This window comes from Flavonifractor sp. An112 (assembly GCF_002161085.1).
Classification (GTDB): domain Bacteria; phylum Bacillota; class Clostridia; order Oscillospirales; family Oscillospiraceae; genus Flavonifractor; species Flavonifractor avicola.
Genome location: NZ_NFLU01000016.1, coordinates 22028 through 38665, shown reverse-complemented (window position 1 = coordinate 38665; position 16638 = coordinate 22028). Strand labels below are relative to the sequence as shown.

Below are 16638 nucleotides of genomic sequence, written 5' to 3'. Positions count from 1 at the left end.
TCCCGTTTTTCAAAAACCTCGACTGATCTCAAAATCAAACATCAGGAGTGTGACCTCATCATGAAAGACGCCCCCGCCTCCGGCTCCGCCACCACAACCCACCATCTGCATCTGCACATCGGCCTGCGCAATCTGAAAACCGCCCTCTCCGCCTCTCTGTGCGCCCTGATCTACCACTTCTTTCTCAGTGAGCGCAACCCCACCTTCGCCTGCATCGGCGCCATCTTCGGCATGGGGGCCAATATGGACCACTCCAAACTCCACGGCGGCAACCGGCTCTTCGGCACCATCATCGGCGGCCTGCTGGGCATGGGGCTGTTCCGCATCTACCTGATCTTCTACCCCGACGGGGAGAACCGGCTGCTGCTGGTGCCTCTACTCTTTGTGGGCGTCATCATCCTGATCCTGCTGGCCCAGACCTTCTGGGTGGGAGCGGTACAGCCCGGCGGCGTGGTACTGTGCATCGTCCTGTTCAACACGCCGGTGGACACCTATGTGTCCTACGCCCTGGACCGGATGTTTGACACCGGCATGGGCGTGGCCATGTCCCTGCTCATCAACTATCTTCTTCCCCGGGAGCGTCTGGAGCCCTGGGTGGAGAAGTTCAAGACAAAGTTTCATCGCAACAAGTAACGCAGAGCGGGAGGCCAGCCCCCGCCCCGCAGTCCCCGTTACAGCACAAGCTCACCCAACAGGCCTTCTCCATGAAGGCCTGTTATTTTTACGTCTTGTATCACATTGTGTAATCCCTGGCCCGAAACAAAGACCTCGGTATAGTTGGGGGCGTGGCCCCGCCACAGGCCGTCCTTCTCCTCCTCGAAGAGAACGGGCAGAGTCTGGCCCACCCAGCTCTCCAGCCAGGCCTGGCGGAGCCCACGGGCCACCTCACCCGCCCGGTGGGCCCGCTCCTCCTTCACCGCGTTGGAGCACTGGCCGGCCATGGCGGCGGCAGGGGTGCCGGAGCGGCGGGAGTAGGGGAAGATGTGCATGGCGGAAAAGGCGCACTTTTGCACAAAGTCCAGAGTCTGGACAAACTCCTCCTCGGTCTCGCCGGGGAAGCCCACAATGAGATCTGTGGTGATTCCGGGCCGGTCAAAGTATTCCCGCAGGAATCTGACGCTCTCATAATACCGCGCGGTATCATATTTCCGGTTCATCCGCTTCAAAACGCTGTCGCACCCCGACTGCATGGACAGGTGGAAGTGGGGGCACAGGTTGGGGATAGCCGCCCCCCGACGGCAGAAATCGGCGGTAATGGTGCGGGGCTCCAGAGAGCCCAGCCGCACCCGGCACTCCGGCGCGGCGGCGCACACCGCCTCAATCAGGTCCATCAGCTCCGGCTTGCCCTCCAGATCCCGGCCCCAAGAGGAGATCTCGATGCCGGTAAGCACCAGCTCTTTGTAGCCCTCCTCTGCCAGCTTGGCGGCCTGGGCGGCGGCCTCGGCAGCGGGCAGGGAGCGGATGGGGCCCCGGGCGTAGGGGATGATGCAGTAGGTGCAGAAGTTGACGCAGCCGTCCTCCACCTTCAGCATGGCCCGGGTGCGGCCCTCCAGGCCGCCGGCGGGCAGCCGCTCGAAGGCGCGGCGGCGGAGGGCGTCGTCCACGTCCACCACCTGGCCCCCGTCTGGGCTCAGGGCCTCCAGCCGGTCCAGAAAGCCCATGCGGTCGTTGGTGCCCATCACCAGGTCCACCTCCAGAGCCTCCACCGCCTCGGGGTCGGTCTGGGCGTAGCAGCCACACACCGCCACAATGGCGTGGGGGGAGCGCTTACGGGCCTGCCGGATCATCTGGCGGGACTTCTTGTCGCTCACCGCCGTAACGGTGCAGGTGTTGATGATATAGGCGTCGGCCTCCCCGTCAAAGGGCACCAGAGTGTGGCCCCGGCGGGTGAGCTCGGCCTCCATGGCCTGGGTCTCGTACTGGTTCACCTTACAGCCCAGGGTATAGATCGCTGTACGCATACGCTTTCCTCTCTTTACAGGCGTTTTCCTGTTGAAAAACATCTGACTTGTCAGTATAATAAACAGGACAGAGTTTCGATATCCCCTATTATAATGCGTACTGAACAAAGTCACAAGCCTTGAAAACCAAGGTTTTCAAGGCCAAATGGCTTTGTTCAAGTGCAAGGGTTTTGGACGATCTGGTCCAAAAAACCTCGCACTTTCCGTTGGTGCGTTGAGACGCGCCAACGGAAATACGCATTGTAACAATGGCTGAATTTCATAAAAACAGCCACTTTGAGCTGTTTTTATGAAATTGCGCGGCTACCTTCGCGCGAATAAACCGCATCGCGGTTTATTCAGCAGACATTATTATACGGAATTCCAGTTTGATTGCAAGGATAATATTCGTTCAGGAGGTGCCCCATGTCTGAATTCCAGGTCTCTCTGGCCTCCATCGAGGAGGTCCGCCAGTTTGTCAACGCCGCCACCCGCTCTCCCTGCGAGGTGGACATTCTGTCCGGCCGCTATGTGGTGGACGGTAAGTCCATTATGGGGCTGTTTTCTCTGGACCTGTCTCACCCGGTGACAGTCCGCCTCCACGGCAGCGACGGCGATCAGGCCGCCTTCCGTCAGGCGGTAGCCGCCTTTGTCAAGTAAAGGAAAACAAGCTGGGGCGCTGCTGTTGCAGCGCCCCAGCTGTTTTTAATCCTCGATATAGGCCCGGATACGGAGGGTGACCCCCAGCTCCTCCGTGATGGCCCGGCAGCGGTCGATCTCCGCCGGGGTCTTGTCCTTGTCCACGATGGTCATCACCACATGGGGCACATGGGCCTTGGCCTTCCTGGCGAAGTCCAGCATGGCCTCCCAGGCCTTGACCCCGTCCCTGGGCTGGGTGACGGCACAGTATTCCTCCGGCGTGGAGCCGTTGAGGGAGATGGATACGGTGTCGATGCGGCCGGACAGCTCAGGCGTCACGTCCCGGCCCAGGATCAGGTTGGCGTGGCCGTTGGTATTGATGCGGATGGGAGGCAGGTTGGGCACCTTCTCCTTCAGCTGGTCCACCAGCCACAGGATGTCGTCGGTGCGGTACATGGGCTCGCCGAAGCCGCAGAACACCAGCTCCCGGTACTTGGAGTAGTCCCGGGCCAGCAGGTCGTCCAGGGCCTCCTGCCGGGTGGGCTCGTGGTCCAGCCACAGATCATCGGCATAGATGGAGCCCTTATGGCCGTTGTGTCGCAGGCAGAACACGCACCGGCAGTCGCACCGGTTGGTCAGGTTCACATAGAGGGCGCCTTCGTACTCATAGGAAATGGTCTCCATAAAAATACCTCCTTACTCACAGGCCGAAAAACCGTTTTCCATTCTCCAGGGTAATCTGTAATACTTCTTCGGTGGTCAGTCCCTTCAGCTGGGCCACCGTCTGGGCCATCAGGGGGATGAGGGAGGAGTCGCACCGGCGGCCCCGGTAGGGCTCGGGGGCCATGTAGGGGGCGTCGGTCTCCAGCATAATCCGGTCCATGGGCAGCCAGCGGATCACCTCAGGGGCCCGGCGGGCGTTCTTGAAGGTGATATTGCCGGTGAAGGAGAGCATCCACCCCTTGTCCACCAGCACCTTGGCGTCCTCAATGCTGCCGGCGTAGCAGTGGAACACGCCCCGGGCGTTGGGATGGGCACGGACCATGTCCACACAGTCCTTGTGGGCGTCCCGGTCGTGGACGATGGCGGGCAGGTCCAGCTCCTCCGCCAGGGAGAGCTGGGCGTCAAAAAAGTCCCGGGAGTTGGCCCGGTCCTCGGGGGTCTTGACCCAGTAGTAGTCCAGGCCGATCTCCCCCACCGCCACACATTTCTTGTGGGCACACAGGGCGCGGATCTCATCCAGCTGACCCATGGTCACACCCTCCAGGTTCTCCGGATGGAACCCGGCGGCAAAGTAGAGATAGTCGTAGCGCTCGGCCAGGGCCATGGACTGCCGGGAGGACTCCAGGTCGCAGCCGGGGCACACCACCAGGTCCACCCCCTTGTCCGGCAGCTGGGCCAGCAGGGCATCCCGGTCGGCGTCAAAGGCGTCGTCATAGTAATGGGCGTGGGTATCGAAGATCATAAAGGCCTCCTGTGGTCTTGTTTTTTTCATCATAATGTCTGCTGAATCAACCGCAACGCGGTTGATTGGCGCGGCAGGGCCGCGCAATTTCACAAAACGGCGTACTTCGCTGTTTTGTGAAATTGCGACATTGTGACAATGCGTATGTTCGCCGGAACGAAACACGTCCCGGCGAACGGCGCAAGGGGTTGGGGCAGTATCGCACAAGCCCCTTGCGCCGCAAAACCGAACGCCTTGGCCTGCTGTGCGTTCGGTTTTGCTCTGTACGCATTATCATACTCCCTTTTCCCACAGTTGACAAGGGGATCAGCCTGTGGTATACTGCCACCGAAATACGGGGATGAGGTCCGCCCGGGGCATTTGCCCGAACCGCCGTTTGGCTGATGACTTCTGCAATTTGTTGCAGGGGGCATTGGCTTTTTTGTTGCGCAAAAACGCAACAAAAAAGAGAGATGTGCCATTTCCTCGCCCCGTTGGGGCAACCGGAAATGATGCACAACCCTTCCTGTGCGGCAATGCCGCGCAGGAAGGGTGACGCCCTCTGGGAAGGATGATGTGTGTATGTTAACAAGTTTAGGCTTTGTGCTGCTGCTGGGCCTGGCCCTGGGCACCCTGGCCACCAGGCTGCGGCTGCCCTCCCTGGTGGGTATGCTGCTGGCGGGCATTCTGCTGGGGCCCTGCGTCCTCAATCTGCTCTCCCCCTCCCTGCTGGGGATTTCCGCCGACCTGCGGCAGCTGGCCCTGGTCATTATCCTCACCCGGGCGGGTCTGAGTCTGGATGTGGAGGATCTGCGCCGGGCGGGACGGCCCGCCATCCTCATGTGCTTCCTGCCCGCCGCCTTTGAGGTGCTGGGCATGGTGGTACTGGCCCCCCGGCTGCTGGAGGTGAGCACCCTGGACGCCGCCATCATGGGCGCGGTGGTGGGGGCGGTCTCCCCCGCCGTCATTGTGCCCCGGATGCTCAAACTGATGGAGGAGGGCTACGGCACCACCAAGGGCATTCCCCAGATGGTGCTGGCAGGGGCCTCGGTGGACGACGTGTTCGTCATCGTCCTCTTTACCTCCTTCACCGGCATGGCCCAGGGGGGCTCCTTCTCCCCCGCCGCCCTGGCCGGGGTGCCGGTGTCCATTGTACTGGGTGCGGCCTTCGGCCTGCTCATCGGCTTTGTGCTGGCAAAGTTCTTTGCCCGGTTCCATATGCGGGACTCGGTGAAGGTGGTCATTCTGCTCTCCCTGGCCTTCCTGCTGGTGGCCCTGGAGGATGCGGTGGAAGCCTGGGTGCCCTTCTCCGGCCTGCTGGCGGTGCTGGGGGCCGGTCTGGGCCTGCGGCGCTGGCGGCTGGTGGTGGCCCAGCGGCTCACCGCCAAGTTCGGCAAGCTGTGGGTGGGCGCTGAGATCATGCTCTTCGTGCTGGTGGGCGCCGAGGTCAACCTGCCCTATGCCGCAGCCGCCGGTCTGGCCGCCGTGGCCACGGTGCTGGGGGTGCTGTGCTTCCGGGCCCTGGGCGTGCTGCTGTGCATGGCAGGCAGCCGCCTCAACAAAAAGGAGCGGATCTTTGCGGTGCTGGCCTATCTGCCCAAGGCCACCGTCCAGGCTGCCATCGGCGGCGTGCCTCTGGCCATGGGCCTGGGGTGCGGGCAGATCGTGCTCACCGTGGCGGTCATTGCCATCCTGGTCACCGCCCCCCTGGGCGCTTTCGCCATCGACTTCACCTACAAACGGCTGCTCTCCAAAGACAAGTAGGGGCGACCTTTATGGTCGCCCGCAAAAAACCGCCTGCCAAATGGCAGGCGGTTTTTTCAGGGCTTCTTGCCCAGCTTGTGCTTGGTGCCGTCGGGCTCCACAATATAGGTGTTCTCCAGCTGGGCCACCAGATTGTTCCGGTAGGCGGCAATGTACTCCTGCCGCAGCAGGTCCCGCTCCACCATCTCTTCGGGGGTCAGGCCCTCCTCGCTCTTGGCCTTCTTGGCCAGCTCGTTGATACGGGCAATCTTTTTGTCATCCATTATACATATCGCTCCAATAAAATCATAATTCGCCCCTTTTTGGACGGGCCGCCCACCTCTTTCAGGACACATTTGCCCAGGCCCCGGCAGCTCATCACGTCTCCCGCCGCCACGGGGCGGTCGGGCTTGAGGCACTCCCGGTGGTTGAGCTGGAACTTTCCCGAGGCAATGAGATCGGCCGCCTTGCCCCGGGACAGGGAAAATCCGGAGGCGGCCACCGCGTCCAGCCGCAGGGAGCTGACGGTGTCCCGGATGGGCTTCACCTTCACCTCGGGGGGCTTCAGGTCGGCCAGCTCCATGGGGGCTGTCTTGAGGCGCACCCGGCCCGCCTGGTCCAGATTCATGGCCAGAAAGTCGGCCACGTCCTCCAGGGCCAGGATGTGGCACTCCCCGTCCCCCACCAGCAGGTCCCCGATCTTCTCCCGGTCCAGCCCCAGGCCCAGAATGGAACCCAGAAAATCCCGGTGGCTTAGAGTACCATTGGACCAGGTGCAGCGGACGGCCTTGATGGGGCAGTCGCTGTCCAGCCACACGTCCTCCTCCTGCCAGTCGGGGAGGAAGGCGCACACCGTCCGCTCCGCCCCCTCAAACCCGCCGTAGAACAGGCGCCGGGGATGGCCGCAGGCATTGAGCAGGTTTTCCACACTGGCCCGCTCCTGTGGGGATAAAAAGCCGGTATGGCCGGGCACCGACCGGGTACGGGCCAGCTCCAGCTTGTCCATAGCCCGGGCCAGCAGCAGCCGCTCCTCCCCGTCCCGGGCCAGCTTATTCAGCAGTTCGGTCTTGGTCATATCCTTCCTCCTGTTGTTCTCTACAGGATAACACAGTTTTTCTCCCCTGGCAACTGCCGCCGCCTTGACAGGAATGCTATACTGGTCATAACCATTACAAAAAGGGGGTGGGCGGATGCCCACATTCATTCTTCACCCGGAGCGGCTGGATCTGACCGGCCCCGACGGCACCGTGACCCACGGGGCGGATCAGGACTGGTTCCCCGATCTCTGGCAGCAGCGGGCGGGGTGCGGCCCCAACACCGCCGCCCTCATCTTCCACTATCTTGCCCAGCAGCGGCCCGAGTTTTCCCCATTGCGAGCCAAAATGGGGACAGACCGGGCGGGCTTTCTGGAGCATATGTGTCGGGTGTGGGAGTATATCACCCCCCGGAGCCACGGTCTCAACCGGCCGGAGTACATGGTGGAAGGCATGACGGACTACGGCAAAGCCGTAGGGGTACCTCTGGCCCCCTCCCTTTTTGCCTTCCCCACCCCCCGCACCAAGCGTCCCCCCTGGGAACAGCTGCGTTCCTTTGTGACCGCCAGTCTGGAGGCGGACTGTCCGGTGGCCTTTCTCAACCTGGACAACGGCAAGGTCAAGCAGCTCCACCGGTGGCACTGGGTGACCCTCATCGGGCTGGACGGCGACACTGCCTCCATTGTGGACAACGGCGAGGCCTTCACTATGGACCTGCACCTGTGGTACGACACCACCAAGACCCGGGGCGGCTTTGTGTCCGCCCTGGGCGCCGGGGAGGAATTTGCCTCATGCTGAAGTGGATCGCGCTGTGGGTGCTCTTCTGGAGCATCCTGGACTTTGTCCTCATGGGTGTGGACAAACGGAAAGCCAAAAAGCACCGCTGGCGGGTACCGGAAAAGGCCTTTTTCCTCATCGCCCTGGTGGGTGGCTCCCCCGGAGCCATTCTGGGTATGTACGCCTTCCGCCACAAGACCCGCCACTGGTACTTCAAGTGGGGCCTGCCCGCCATCCTCATCGCCCAGCTGGCCCTGGGCGGCTGGCTGTACTGGCGGTTTTTTCTGCCATAACCAAAACTACCGGGCTGCCGATAAGGCAGCCCGGTAGTTTGTTCAGCGCTGGTACTCGAACTCCAGGTTGTACAGGGACACGATATCCCCATCCTTGATGCCCATCTCCTCCAGCCGGTCGAAGAGGCCGGACTGGCGGAGCATCTTGTCGAACCAGTTGCGGGACTCGTAGTCGCCGAAGTTGACGTTGGCCATGAGCCGCTGGAGCCAGGGGCCCTCCACGATCCAGGTATCGTCCTCGTGGATGATGTTGAGGGGCTCGGAGGTATCCACCTCCGGGGGCCGCTCCACATAGGTGGGCTCGTACACCGTGATGGGGGGCAGGTGCTCCAGCTCCCGGGCGGCGGCGAACATCAGCTCCCGGGTGCCCAGCTGGGCGGCGGCGGAGATCTCGTAGAAGGGCATACCCAGCCCCTCCACATAGGCCTTCAGGGCCTCCAGACCGGTGCGGTGGTTGGCGATATCCACCTTGTTGCCCGCCACGATCATGGGCCGGGAGGCCAGATCGGGGCCGTACTGTTTCAGCTCCTCCTGGATGGCCTTGAAGTCCTCCACCGGATCCCGGCCCTCGCAGCCGGACACGTCCACCACATGGATGAGCAGCCGGCAGCGGTCGATGTGCCGCAGGAAGTCGTGGCCCAGACCGGCGCCGTCGGAGGCGCCCTCAATGATGCCGGGGATGTCGGCCAGCACGAAGGACACCCCCTCGTCCACATAGACCACGCCCAGGTTGGGGAAGAGGGTGGTAAAGTGGTAGTTGGCGATCTTGGGCCGAGCCTTGGACACCACGGAGAGCAGGGTGGACTTGCCCACGTTGGGGAAGCCTACCAGGCCCACGTCGGCCAGCAGCTTCAGCTCCAGGATGACCTGCCGGTCCTGACCGGGCAGGCCCGCCTTGGCAAAGCGGGGCACCTGACGGGTGGGGGTGGCGAAGTGCTTGTTGCCCCAGCCGCCGTTGCCGCCCCTGGCCAGCACGAAGCGGTCGGTCTCCGACATATCGCAGATGATCTCATTGGTCTCGGCATCCCGGACCACGGTGCCCCGGGGCACCTTGATGACCAGGTCCTCCCCGTCCTTGCCGGAGCAGCGCTTGCCCTGGCCGTCCATGCCGTTGCCCGCCACATACTTGCGCTTGTAGCGGAAGTCCATCAGGGTGGACATATGGGGGTTGATCTCCAGGATCACGTTGCCCCCCCGGCCGCCGTCGCCGCCGTCGGGGCCGCCGGCGGCCACGTACTTCTCCCGGTGGAAGGCCACCGCGCCGTTGCCGCCATTGCCCGCCTTAACGGTGATGCGGGCGGTATCTACAAAGGGTGCTGCCATATAAACCTCCTTGCCAAGGGGTGATTTGTCTCGTAGGGGCGACCCTTGTGGTCGCCCGGCCGTTCCCCTCATCCGTCTGGCCTTACGGCCAGCCACCTTCCCCCAGGGGAAGGCGATAGAAAAAGCCCCGGAACGGGAGTCCGTCCGGGGCTTAGTGTACCCATATTGCGGGCAATTACTGGGCGATCTCCACAATAGAGACCTGCTTGCGGTCCTTGCCCAGGCGCTCAAACTTCACGCGGCCGCTCTTGAGGGCGAACAGGGTGTCGTCGCTGCCCTTGCCCACGTTGACGCCGGGATGGATATGGGTGCCCCGCTGGCGGACCAGGATGTTGCCGGCCAGAACGAACTGACCGTCGCCCCGCTTCACGCCCAGACGCTTGGCCTCGGAATCGCGGCCGTTACGGGTGGAGCCCACGCCCTTTTTATGGGCGAAGAACTGAAGACCGATGTTCAGCATGGTGTCACACCTCCAAACTTGTGTGTTAAAAAGTCGCCGTACGGAGAGGTCAATCCTCCTCCAGTACGAGAATATTTTCGGGATACTCCTCGTGCAGGCTGGTAAAGTGGACCATAAGGGCAGTCAGAAGGGTCTGACAGGTGCTCTCGCTGGTCTGGCTCAGCCCGCCGGGGATGCGCAGGGAGATGGATGCGTCATGCTCCTTCACCTTTACGGTCGCCCCCAGGCCCAGCACGTCGTTGACGGCGCACTCGGTCAGGCGGACGGCGCTGGTGACGGCGGCGCATACAATGTCGCTCCCCGCCTCGGCGTAACCGCTGTGGCCCTTCACAGTGAAGCCCACGATGCGGTCCCCCTCCATGTGAAAAGAGACGGTAGTCATCTTACAGGGAGATGGCGCCGATGGTCACCTTGGTGTAGGGCTGACGATGGCCCTGACGCTTGCGGTAACCCTTCTTGGGCTTGTACTTGAAGACCAGGATCTTCTTGCCCTTGCCGTTCTTCACCACGGAAGCGGCCACCTTGGCGCCCTCCACCACGGGAGTGCCCACGGTGATCTTCTCGCCGTCGATGACAGCCAGAACCTTGTCAAAGGTCACGTTGTCGCCAGCCTCGTTGGGCAGCTTCTCGATGAAGAGGGTATCGCCCTCAGCCACCTTATACTGCTTACCGCCGGTCTCGATGATTGCGTGCATTACGTTTTCAACTCCTTCATTACGGGCTCGCTGTCGGGGGAGGGCCGAAGCGTGACGTCACATCAGTCACGTCGGTCACTTGGGTTCCCATTCAAAGCGGCTCTAGTAGTATATCAATGCAATCTTTAAAAGTCAAGCATTTTTCAACTTTTTTGCAGCTTTTTTGTCAGCTCAGCAGGGCCCAGCTGCCGGTATCCGTCCCCTGGGTCACAATGGGCACAATCTCCAGCCCCTCGACGGTGGGAACCGTCTCTCCCTCGGGCACCTGGACATAGACCCGGTCGGCATACTGCTTGAGCAGGTCCAGGGTGAGGCCGCTGCCGTCGGAGCCGCCGCCCAGCACCGTCAGGCTGGTCACCACCGATACCTTTATATCAGGATATTGGGCCAACGTCTGGTCCAGCGTCTGGAAGAAGGCCTCCATGGTCTGGGTCAGGGTGTTGGGATCGTAGTTGCTGTCGCTCTTGATATAGCTGACGGTGCCCCGGGTGGGATAGCCGCAGTTGTCCAGCAGCAGCTCGTCAAAGCCCAGCCCGGCCAGTTCGCCGCATACCTGAGCCACATAGGTCCGCACCGATTCCACCGCCGGGCTGCTCCAGCGGACGCTCTCGTCGTCCCGCCAGTTGCCCGAATTGCTGTGGATGCCCAGGTCCCGGTCGTTCCAGGGCAGGGCGTTGTCCCGGAAACAGGAGATCCGGGCCACGGTGTACAGCTCCCCTCCGTTGAGGGTCTGGATGGCCTCATTGATGCCCTCCTGATCGGAGGAGGTGCCCAAAGTAGTCTGGGACTGATAACCCAGGGTGCCGTCCGCCTCCTTCATGGAGAAGATGGCGGCGGTGCCGCGGTTGGCCTCCAGCTGGGTCTGAGCGGTACCGTCGGTAAGGGCGGCGGCAGGCAGCTGCACGCCCCGGAAATCCACCTCCGGCTCCGGCGTGGGGGAGGGGGTGGGCTCCGGCGTGGTGATCTGAATGGGAACGGTGCCGGCCGGCGGGTCAGGCTCGGTCTCCGTCTCGCTGCCGCCGAAGAAGGGCAGCTCCACCCGGACTCCATCGGCCGAGTAGTGAATATACGGCTCCAGGAAAAACAGCGCCGCCACCGACAGCACCAGAAGCACCAGCAAAACGCCGATGAGCACCTTTAACGCGGTGCGGCCACGGCTGCGCCCATGGTAAGATTCATAACCATTCCGCCTCACGGCAGGACACCTCACTCTTTCCTCTCAGATCAGGGATCACTTCCCCTTTTCCTCCACCTGGCTCAACGCCTCGTCCAGCTTCTGGAGGGCGGCAGCCACCAGCTTCCGGTCCTCCTCCGGCATATTCCCCATCAGGGCGGTAAAGTAGCTGTTCACATCGGTGACCGCCTTGTCCCGCAGGGCGGCGTACTTCTCGGTGGCGCTGACGTAGATCACCCGGCGGTCGGTCTCGCTGCGCTGCCGCTTGGCCAGCCCCAGCTTCTCCAGCCGGTCCACAATACCGGACACCGTGCTGTTGGCACTGCCGGTCCGCTCGGCCAGGGTGCTGATGGGCACCGGCCCATCCTCACCCAGTACGGTAAGTACCATGGCCTGGGGAAAGGTCAGGTCCATCCGGCCGAAGTGACTGCGAAACTGCTGGGACATATGCTGTGTAACCCGCAGGTAGGATACGAACAGATTGCTTTGCTCCATGTTGGGCGTTCTCCTTTCTCTTGCCCGTGCCGTAGGGGGCCGGTCAGCCCATGGCCTGGGTGTGCATCCGCTGCAAAATGACCGCCAGCTGGGCCCGGGTGGTGGTGCTCTTGGGAGAGAGTTTGCCGCCGTCTCCCTCCATCCAGCCCATGCCGATGGCGTGGGCCATGCCCTCCTGGGCCCAGGAGGCCACCTGGTTGGCGTCGCTGTAGAGGTTCAGGGACCCCTCCGCCAGGGTGAGGCCCTTGTATTCGTCATAGCGGCTGAGCATCACCGCCAGTTCCTGCCGGGTCACCACGCCGTCGCTGAAGGTGCCCTTGTCGGTGCCGTTGATAATGCGGGCCTCACAGGCCCAGTCGGCGGCGATGCCGTACCAGCTGTTGATCTGCACATCAGGGAAATGGCCCCGCCACACCGGGGTGGGCTCCCCCTCCATCCGCCACAGCACCATGGCTACGGTAGAGCGGGTCACCGTGGCGTTGGGAGAAAACAGGGTATCGGACACACCGGTCATCCACCCCTGCTCCACCGACTCCTTCACCGCCGATTCATACCAGGCTCCGGTGGGCACGTCGGTAAAATTCGCCGCGGAGGCGGGCAGCGCCAGACCGGCGCATAAAGTCAGGGCGCAGGTGAGCGCCGCAAGTCGTCTTTTCAAATGGGTCCACTCCTTATAATCGAGTATTATTTATTTTACGATACGAATTTTAAAAAACTATGAACACAAAAGGACCCAATTATAAATAATTTTACAAAAAGGACGCCGCACCTCCAGGCGGCGTCCTTTTGTCACACAGTCAGCATCCACTCCAGGGCCGCCAGCAGTCCGAACCCCGGCAGCCCCAGAAGCCCCAGTACCAGGGCGTTGGTCAGGTTGACCCCCAGCTGGAGGCCCAGGATGCCCCCGGCCCAGCGCAGGACCCACAGCACTCCCAGCCCCACTCCTGTCCGGGCCGCCAGACGGCCCAGCCAGCTCAGGGGCTTACGCAGCACTGCCAGCAGCAGCACCAGAAACAGTCCTCCCGCCACCCATGGCAGGGCGTTGAGCAGCGGTTCCACCGCCGCCACCTCCTTTCTGTGTGCCAGAACCTTGGCGGCGGGGCGGACCCCTCTTATCCGGTGCGGACGGTCTGCCCGCCCTCCAGTTCCTTGACCTGGCGCAGCAGGTAGGTGTACCGGGACTGAAGGGCGTTGATCTCAAAGACATAGGATTCGATGAGATCCGGGTCACAGGCGTCGTTGAAGCCCTGATAGGCCTGGGCGATAAGGGCCCTGGTCTGGCTCAGTCCCTCCAGCAGGACCCGGCGGGTCCCCTCCCGCTCGCTCTCCCGTCGGCGCAGGCTGAAGCGCTTGGTGGCTTCCGGCATACGATCCTCCTCCTTGCTCCGGGCTTTCCGGTTTTATCCTATGTCCAGTTTGGGCAATTATGTCCGGTTCTATACCGTTTTTTTCCTGTATTTCAGGCCGCCATTGGGGCATACTGATGCTGGACCGGATGACCGCTGGTTCTTGCATCTCCTTTTAAGCCGGTGCCGGGTGAGCTCACCCTCTGGCGAAAGGCGAAAGGAGTGGAATCAAACGAACTCCGATCCTGTAAGGGGCGCGGTGGAAACACCGCGCCCCGGTTTTATGCGTGAAAAAGGCGCGCCCTGCGGGCGCGCCTTTTTTTGCAATTAGTCCTTGCCCTTTTTCAGGTCGGCAATGACCTTGACAATCTGGATCACCAGAGTAGGCAGGAAGGCCAGGCCCACCATCTCGCCCAGATTCATCAAGCCGAAGGCGGGAGAGACCATAAAGAGGCTGGTGAGGCCGGGGGTGAAGAGCACCAGAGCCAGCAGCACCACGCCGGCGAAGAAGGCGGCGATGGAGGCCTTGTTGGTGGAAAGCTTCAGCCGGAAGATGGACTCGGCGCCCCGGCAGTTGAAGCCGTGGAACAGCCGGGCCAGGGTGAGGGTGGAGAAGGCCATGGTGGAAGCCAGCGCCGCGTCCCCGTTCTGGTAGCCCAGGTAGAAGGCGATCATGGTGACAATGGCGATGAGCAGGCCCTGCCCGCCGATGCGGGAGAGCAGGGGCTTGTTCAGGATGGGCTCCTTGGGATCTCTGGGCTTCTGGTCCAGCAGGCCCTTGCGGGCGGGCTCCATGCCGATGGCGATGGCGGGCAGAGAGTCGGTGAGCAGGTTGATGAACAGCAGATGCACCGGCTGGAAGGGCACCGGCAGCCCCATCAGGGAGGCGTACAGCACACAGAAGATGCCGGCGGTGTTGCCGCTGAGCAGGAACTGGATGGCATTTTTAATATTGGCGTACACGCTGCGGCCGTTGACCACCGCCCGGACGATGGTGGCGAAGTTGTCGTCGGCCAGGATCATGGAGGCGGCGTCCTTGGATACCTCGGTGCCGGTGATGCCCATGGCCACGCCGATGTCCGCCTTCTTCAGGGCGGGGGCGTCGTTGACGCCGTCGCCGGTCATGGACACGATGTTGCCCCGGCGCTGCCAGGCGTTGACGATGCGGATCTTGTGCTCGGGGGACACCCGGGCGTAGACCGAGATCTTGGCCAGCCGCTCATCCAGGTCGGCGTCGCTCATCTGGTCCAGCTCCAGGCCGGACACCGCCTCATCCCCGTCCTGGAAGATGCCCAGCTGGCGGGCAATGGCGGAGGCGGTGACCTTGTGGTCGCCGGTGATCATGATGGTGCGGATGCCGCCCCGCTTGGCGTCGGCCACCGCCTGGATGGCCTCGGGCCGGGGCGGGTCAATCATGGAGATGAGGCCGATAAAGGTAAAATCGTTCTCGTCCTCCAGGGTGAGGGGCCGGACCGCGTCCACCTCCCGGTAGGCAAAGGCCAGCACCCGCAGGCCCTCCATGGACAGCTCCATGTTGACCCGGGCGATCTCCTCCTTGCGCTCGGGGGTCATCTCCACTCTGCCCTGCCGGGTGAGGAGCCACTTGGACCGGTCCAGCAATACGTCGATAGCGCCCTTGGTGAACATGGTGGGCGTCCCGTCGATGTCGTGGAGGGTGCTCATCAGCTTACGGTCGGAGTCAAAGGCCAGCTCGCCCAGACGGGGATGCTGGGACCGGTAAACCTCCTCGTCGATGCCGAACTTCTCGCCCAGCATCACCAGGGCTACCTCGGTGGGGTCGCCGATGGAGGTGCCGGTCTCGGCGTTGTTGGTAGCGTCGCTGGCCAGCAGGGCTGCCTTGAGGAGCAGCCGCTGCACGTCGTTGACCAGCTCCAGGTCGTCGCCCTCCAGCAGGGAGCCGTCGGCGTACACCTTCTGGGGGGTCATTTTGTTCTGGGTCAGAGTGCCCGTCTTATCCGAGCAGATCACGGACACGGAGCCCAGGCTCTCCACCGCCTTCAGGTCCTTGATGATGGCGTTCTGTTTGGCCATCTTCTGGGTGCCCATAGCCAGCACGATGGTGACGATGGAGCTGAGGGCCTCGGGGATGGCGGCCACCGCCAGGGCCACGGCGAACATGAGGGAGTCCAGCACTCCCATGTGGGTGCGGAAAATGGACAGGGCAAACACCACGGCGCAGATGGCCATGATGACGATAGCCAGCTTGGCGGAGAAGTTGTCCAGGCTCTGCTGCAGGGGGGTCTTGCGCTGCTGGGTCTGGTTCATGAGGGCGGCGATCTTGCCCAGCTCGGTGTTCATGCCGGTGCCGGTGACCAGCACGGTGGCACGACCATAGGTCACCAGGGAGCCGGAGAACACCATGTTCTTCTGGTCGCCCAGGGCCACCTGGTCGGCTTCGATCACGTCGGCGGTCTTATCCACGCCCTCGCTCTCGCCGGTGAGGGAGGACTCATTGACCTTGAGGGAGAAGTTCTCCAGCACACGGCCGTCGGCCACCACCATGTCGCCGGCCTCCAGCAGCACGATGTCGCCGGGGACCACGTCGGCGGAGGGGATCTCCACCCGCACGCCTCCGCGCAGCACCTTGGCGGCGGGGGAGGACATGGCCTTCAGACTCTCCAGTGATTTTTCCGCCTTCAGATACTGGACGGTGCCCAGAATGGCGTTGAGGATGAGCACGGCAAAGATGACGATGGTGCTCTCCACGTTCTCCGACACCGCGGAGATGATGGCCGCGATGATGAGGATGATGACCAGCAGGTCCTTGAATTGCTCGGCAAAGACCTGGATGGCGCTCTTCTTTTTCCCTTCGGACAGCTTGTTGGGGCCGTACTGTTCCCGCCGCCGGCCAGCCTCCTGATCGCTGAGGCCGGACATCCCAGCCTGCTGGGCCTCCAGCGCCTGCTGGGCGGTTTTCCGGTAATAAGCCTCTGTCATACCTTTCATTCCCTTACAGTTTACTTTCGGCGAAGAGCAAATAAAAAAAGACCCTCCGCCAACCGCCGGGCATAGCACGGCAGTTGTCGAAAAGTCTTGTTACCCATGGGGTGCACACAGCCAGGCTGGTGACAGCCGTGATTGTTGGCAGTGTGACTTTAAACTACTCCCTTTTCAACTGCGGCCATCATAGCACAGTTTGACCGGCAAGTCAATCTCATTTTGATAGGATACCCGAATTTTTCCACCCTATACCTCCCGGCGTTGACGGCGCATGGCTCATCCGTTATAATTTTATGATAGAAGGCACACAGGAA

20 protein-coding genes and 1 riboswitch are annotated in these 16638 nt (G+C 62.4%); of the genes, 5 read left to right on the top strand and 15 right to left on the bottom strand.

The features are described from left to right. Positions 1-60 precede the first annotated feature (60 nt). Positions 61-633 carry an FUSC family protein gene (locus tag B5E56_RS12310; protein WP_087189459.1) on the top strand — a complete coding sequence of 191 codons (573 nt, stop codon included), beginning with the start codon at positions 61-63 and terminating at the stop codon, positions 631-633. Between the two features lie 38 nt (positions 634-671). Here B5E56_RS12310 and mtaB read toward each other — a convergent pair whose 3' ends face one another. Then, positions 672-1961: a tRNA (N(6)-L-threonylcarbamoyladenosine(37)-C(2))-methylthiotransferase MtaB gene (mtaB, locus tag B5E56_RS12305; protein ID WP_087390566.1), complete on the bottom strand. Its 1290-nt coding sequence runs from the start codon at positions 1959-1961 to the stop codon at positions 672-674. Positions 1962-2366: 405 nt separating this feature from the next. Between mtaB and B5E56_RS12300 the strand changes: the two genes are divergently transcribed. Continuing rightward, positions 2367-2600, top strand: a complete 234-nt coding sequence (locus B5E56_RS12300) for an HPr family phosphocarrier protein (RefSeq protein WP_087268375.1) — start codon at positions 2367-2369, stop codon at positions 2598-2600. 45 nt (positions 2601-2645) lie between these two features. Here the strand turns inward: B5E56_RS12300 and B5E56_RS12295 are convergent, their stop codons facing one another. Then, complete coding sequence (locus tag B5E56_RS12295) at positions 2646-3263, bottom strand: TatD family nuclease-associated radical SAM protein (RefSeq protein ID WP_087390563.1); 618 nt, start codon at positions 3261-3263, stop codon at positions 2646-2648. A gap of 16 nt (positions 3264-3279) precedes the next feature. Beyond that, complete coding sequence (locus B5E56_RS12290; protein ID WP_087390560.1) at positions 3280-4044, bottom strand: TatD family hydrolase; 765 nt, start codon at positions 4042-4044, stop codon at positions 3280-3282. Positions 4045-4371: 327 nt separating this feature from the next. Then, a riboswitch (Fluoride riboswitch) is annotated at positions 4372-4444 on the top strand. A gap of 161 nt (positions 4445-4605) precedes the next feature. On the opposite strand from B5E56_RS12290, the gene B5E56_RS12285 reads away from it, so the two are divergent. Next, positions 4606-5787, top strand: a complete 1182-nt coding sequence (locus tag B5E56_RS12285; protein WP_087390557.1) for a cation:proton antiporter — start codon at positions 4606-4608, stop codon at positions 5785-5787. Between the two features lie 56 nt (positions 5788-5843). Here B5E56_RS12285 and B5E56_RS12280 read toward each other — a convergent pair whose 3' ends face one another. Continuing rightward, positions 5844-6050: a DUF896 domain-containing protein gene (locus B5E56_RS12280; protein WP_087188870.1), complete on the bottom strand. Its 207-nt coding sequence runs from the start codon at positions 6048-6050 to the stop codon at positions 5844-5846. Next, positions 6050-6841, bottom strand: coding sequence for an RNA-binding protein (locus B5E56_RS12275; RefSeq protein ID WP_087390555.1), 792 nt, complete (start codon positions 6839-6841; stop codon positions 6050-6052). The genes B5E56_RS12280 and B5E56_RS12275 overlap by 1 nt, the downstream gene beginning before the upstream one ends. Positions 6842-6956: 115 nt before the next feature. Here B5E56_RS12275 and B5E56_RS12270 point away from each other — a divergent pair, with 115 nt between their 5' ends. Both B5E56_RS12270 and B5E56_RS12265 read left to right on the top strand, forming a co-directional pair. Next, complete coding sequence (locus B5E56_RS12270) at positions 6957-7598, top strand: hypothetical protein (RefSeq protein ID WP_242955437.1); 642 nt, start codon at positions 6957-6959, stop codon at positions 7596-7598. Beyond that, entirely contained in the window at positions 7592-7870 is a 279-nt protein-coding gene (locus B5E56_RS12265; protein WP_343214251.1) for a DUF1294 domain-containing protein, read from the top strand. The genes B5E56_RS12270 and B5E56_RS12265 overlap by 7 nt, the downstream gene beginning before the upstream one ends. Before the next feature lie 42 nt (positions 7871-7912). On the opposite strand, the gene obgE is transcribed toward B5E56_RS12265, so the two are convergent. The 10 genes from obgE to B5E56_RS12215 all read right to left on the bottom strand — a co-directional run bounded on the left by obgE (position 7913) and on the right by B5E56_RS12215 (position 16321). Continuing rightward, a complete protein-coding gene (gene obgE / locus B5E56_RS12260; RefSeq protein ID WP_087188872.1) occupies positions 7913-9193 on the bottom strand; it encodes a GTPase ObgE in 1281 nt (426 codons plus the stop codon). A 175-nt stretch (positions 9194-9368) separates the two neighbouring features. Beyond that, positions 9369-9653 (bottom strand): 50S ribosomal protein L27, encoded by a 285-nt coding sequence (gene rpmA, locus B5E56_RS12255; RefSeq protein ID WP_087268353.1) that lies wholly within the window; start codon positions 9651-9653, stop codon positions 9369-9371. Between the two features lie 49 nt (positions 9654-9702). Continuing rightward, complete coding sequence (locus B5E56_RS12250; protein ID WP_087188874.1) at positions 9703-10035, bottom strand: ribosomal-processing cysteine protease Prp; 333 nt, start codon at positions 10033-10035, stop codon at positions 9703-9705. A 1-nt stretch (position 10036) separates the two neighbouring features. After that, positions 10037-10348 carry a 50S ribosomal protein L21 gene (rplU, locus tag B5E56_RS12245; protein ID WP_087188875.1) on the bottom strand — a complete coding sequence of 104 codons (312 nt, stop codon included), beginning with the start codon at positions 10346-10348 and terminating at the stop codon, positions 10037-10039. Positions 10349-10514: 166 nt separating this feature from the next. Beyond that, the gene (locus B5E56_RS12240) at positions 10515-11543 is read right to left on the bottom strand and encodes a putative glycoside hydrolase (protein ID WP_087390553.1); all 1029 of its coding nucleotides are present in this window, start codon (positions 11541-11543) and stop codon (positions 10515-10517) included. 36 nt (positions 11544-11579) lie between these two features. After that, positions 11580-12017 (bottom strand): MarR family winged helix-turn-helix transcriptional regulator, encoded by a 438-nt coding sequence (locus B5E56_RS12235; protein WP_087390550.1) that lies wholly within the window; start codon positions 12015-12017, stop codon positions 11580-11582. A gap of 43 nt (positions 12018-12060) precedes the next feature. Beyond that, positions 12061-12675 (bottom strand): S-layer homology domain-containing protein, encoded by a 615-nt coding sequence (locus B5E56_RS12230; protein WP_087390547.1) that lies wholly within the window; start codon positions 12673-12675, stop codon positions 12061-12063. A 131-nt stretch (positions 12676-12806) separates the two neighbouring features. Next, the gene (locus tag B5E56_RS12225) at positions 12807-13076 is read right to left on the bottom strand and encodes a pro-sigmaK processing inhibitor BofA family protein (protein ID WP_087390545.1); all 270 of its coding nucleotides are present in this window, start codon (positions 13074-13076) and stop codon (positions 12807-12809) included. A gap of 53 nt (positions 13077-13129) precedes the next feature. Then, positions 13130-13384 (bottom strand): DUF2508 family protein, encoded by a 255-nt coding sequence (locus tag B5E56_RS12220; protein ID WP_087188880.1) that lies wholly within the window; start codon positions 13382-13384, stop codon positions 13130-13132. A 306-nt stretch (positions 13385-13690) separates the two neighbouring features. Beyond that, entirely contained in the window at positions 13691-16321 is a 2631-nt protein-coding gene (locus B5E56_RS12215) for a cation-translocating P-type ATPase (RefSeq protein WP_087390542.1), read from the bottom strand. Between the last annotated feature and the right edge of the window lie 317 nt (positions 16322-16638).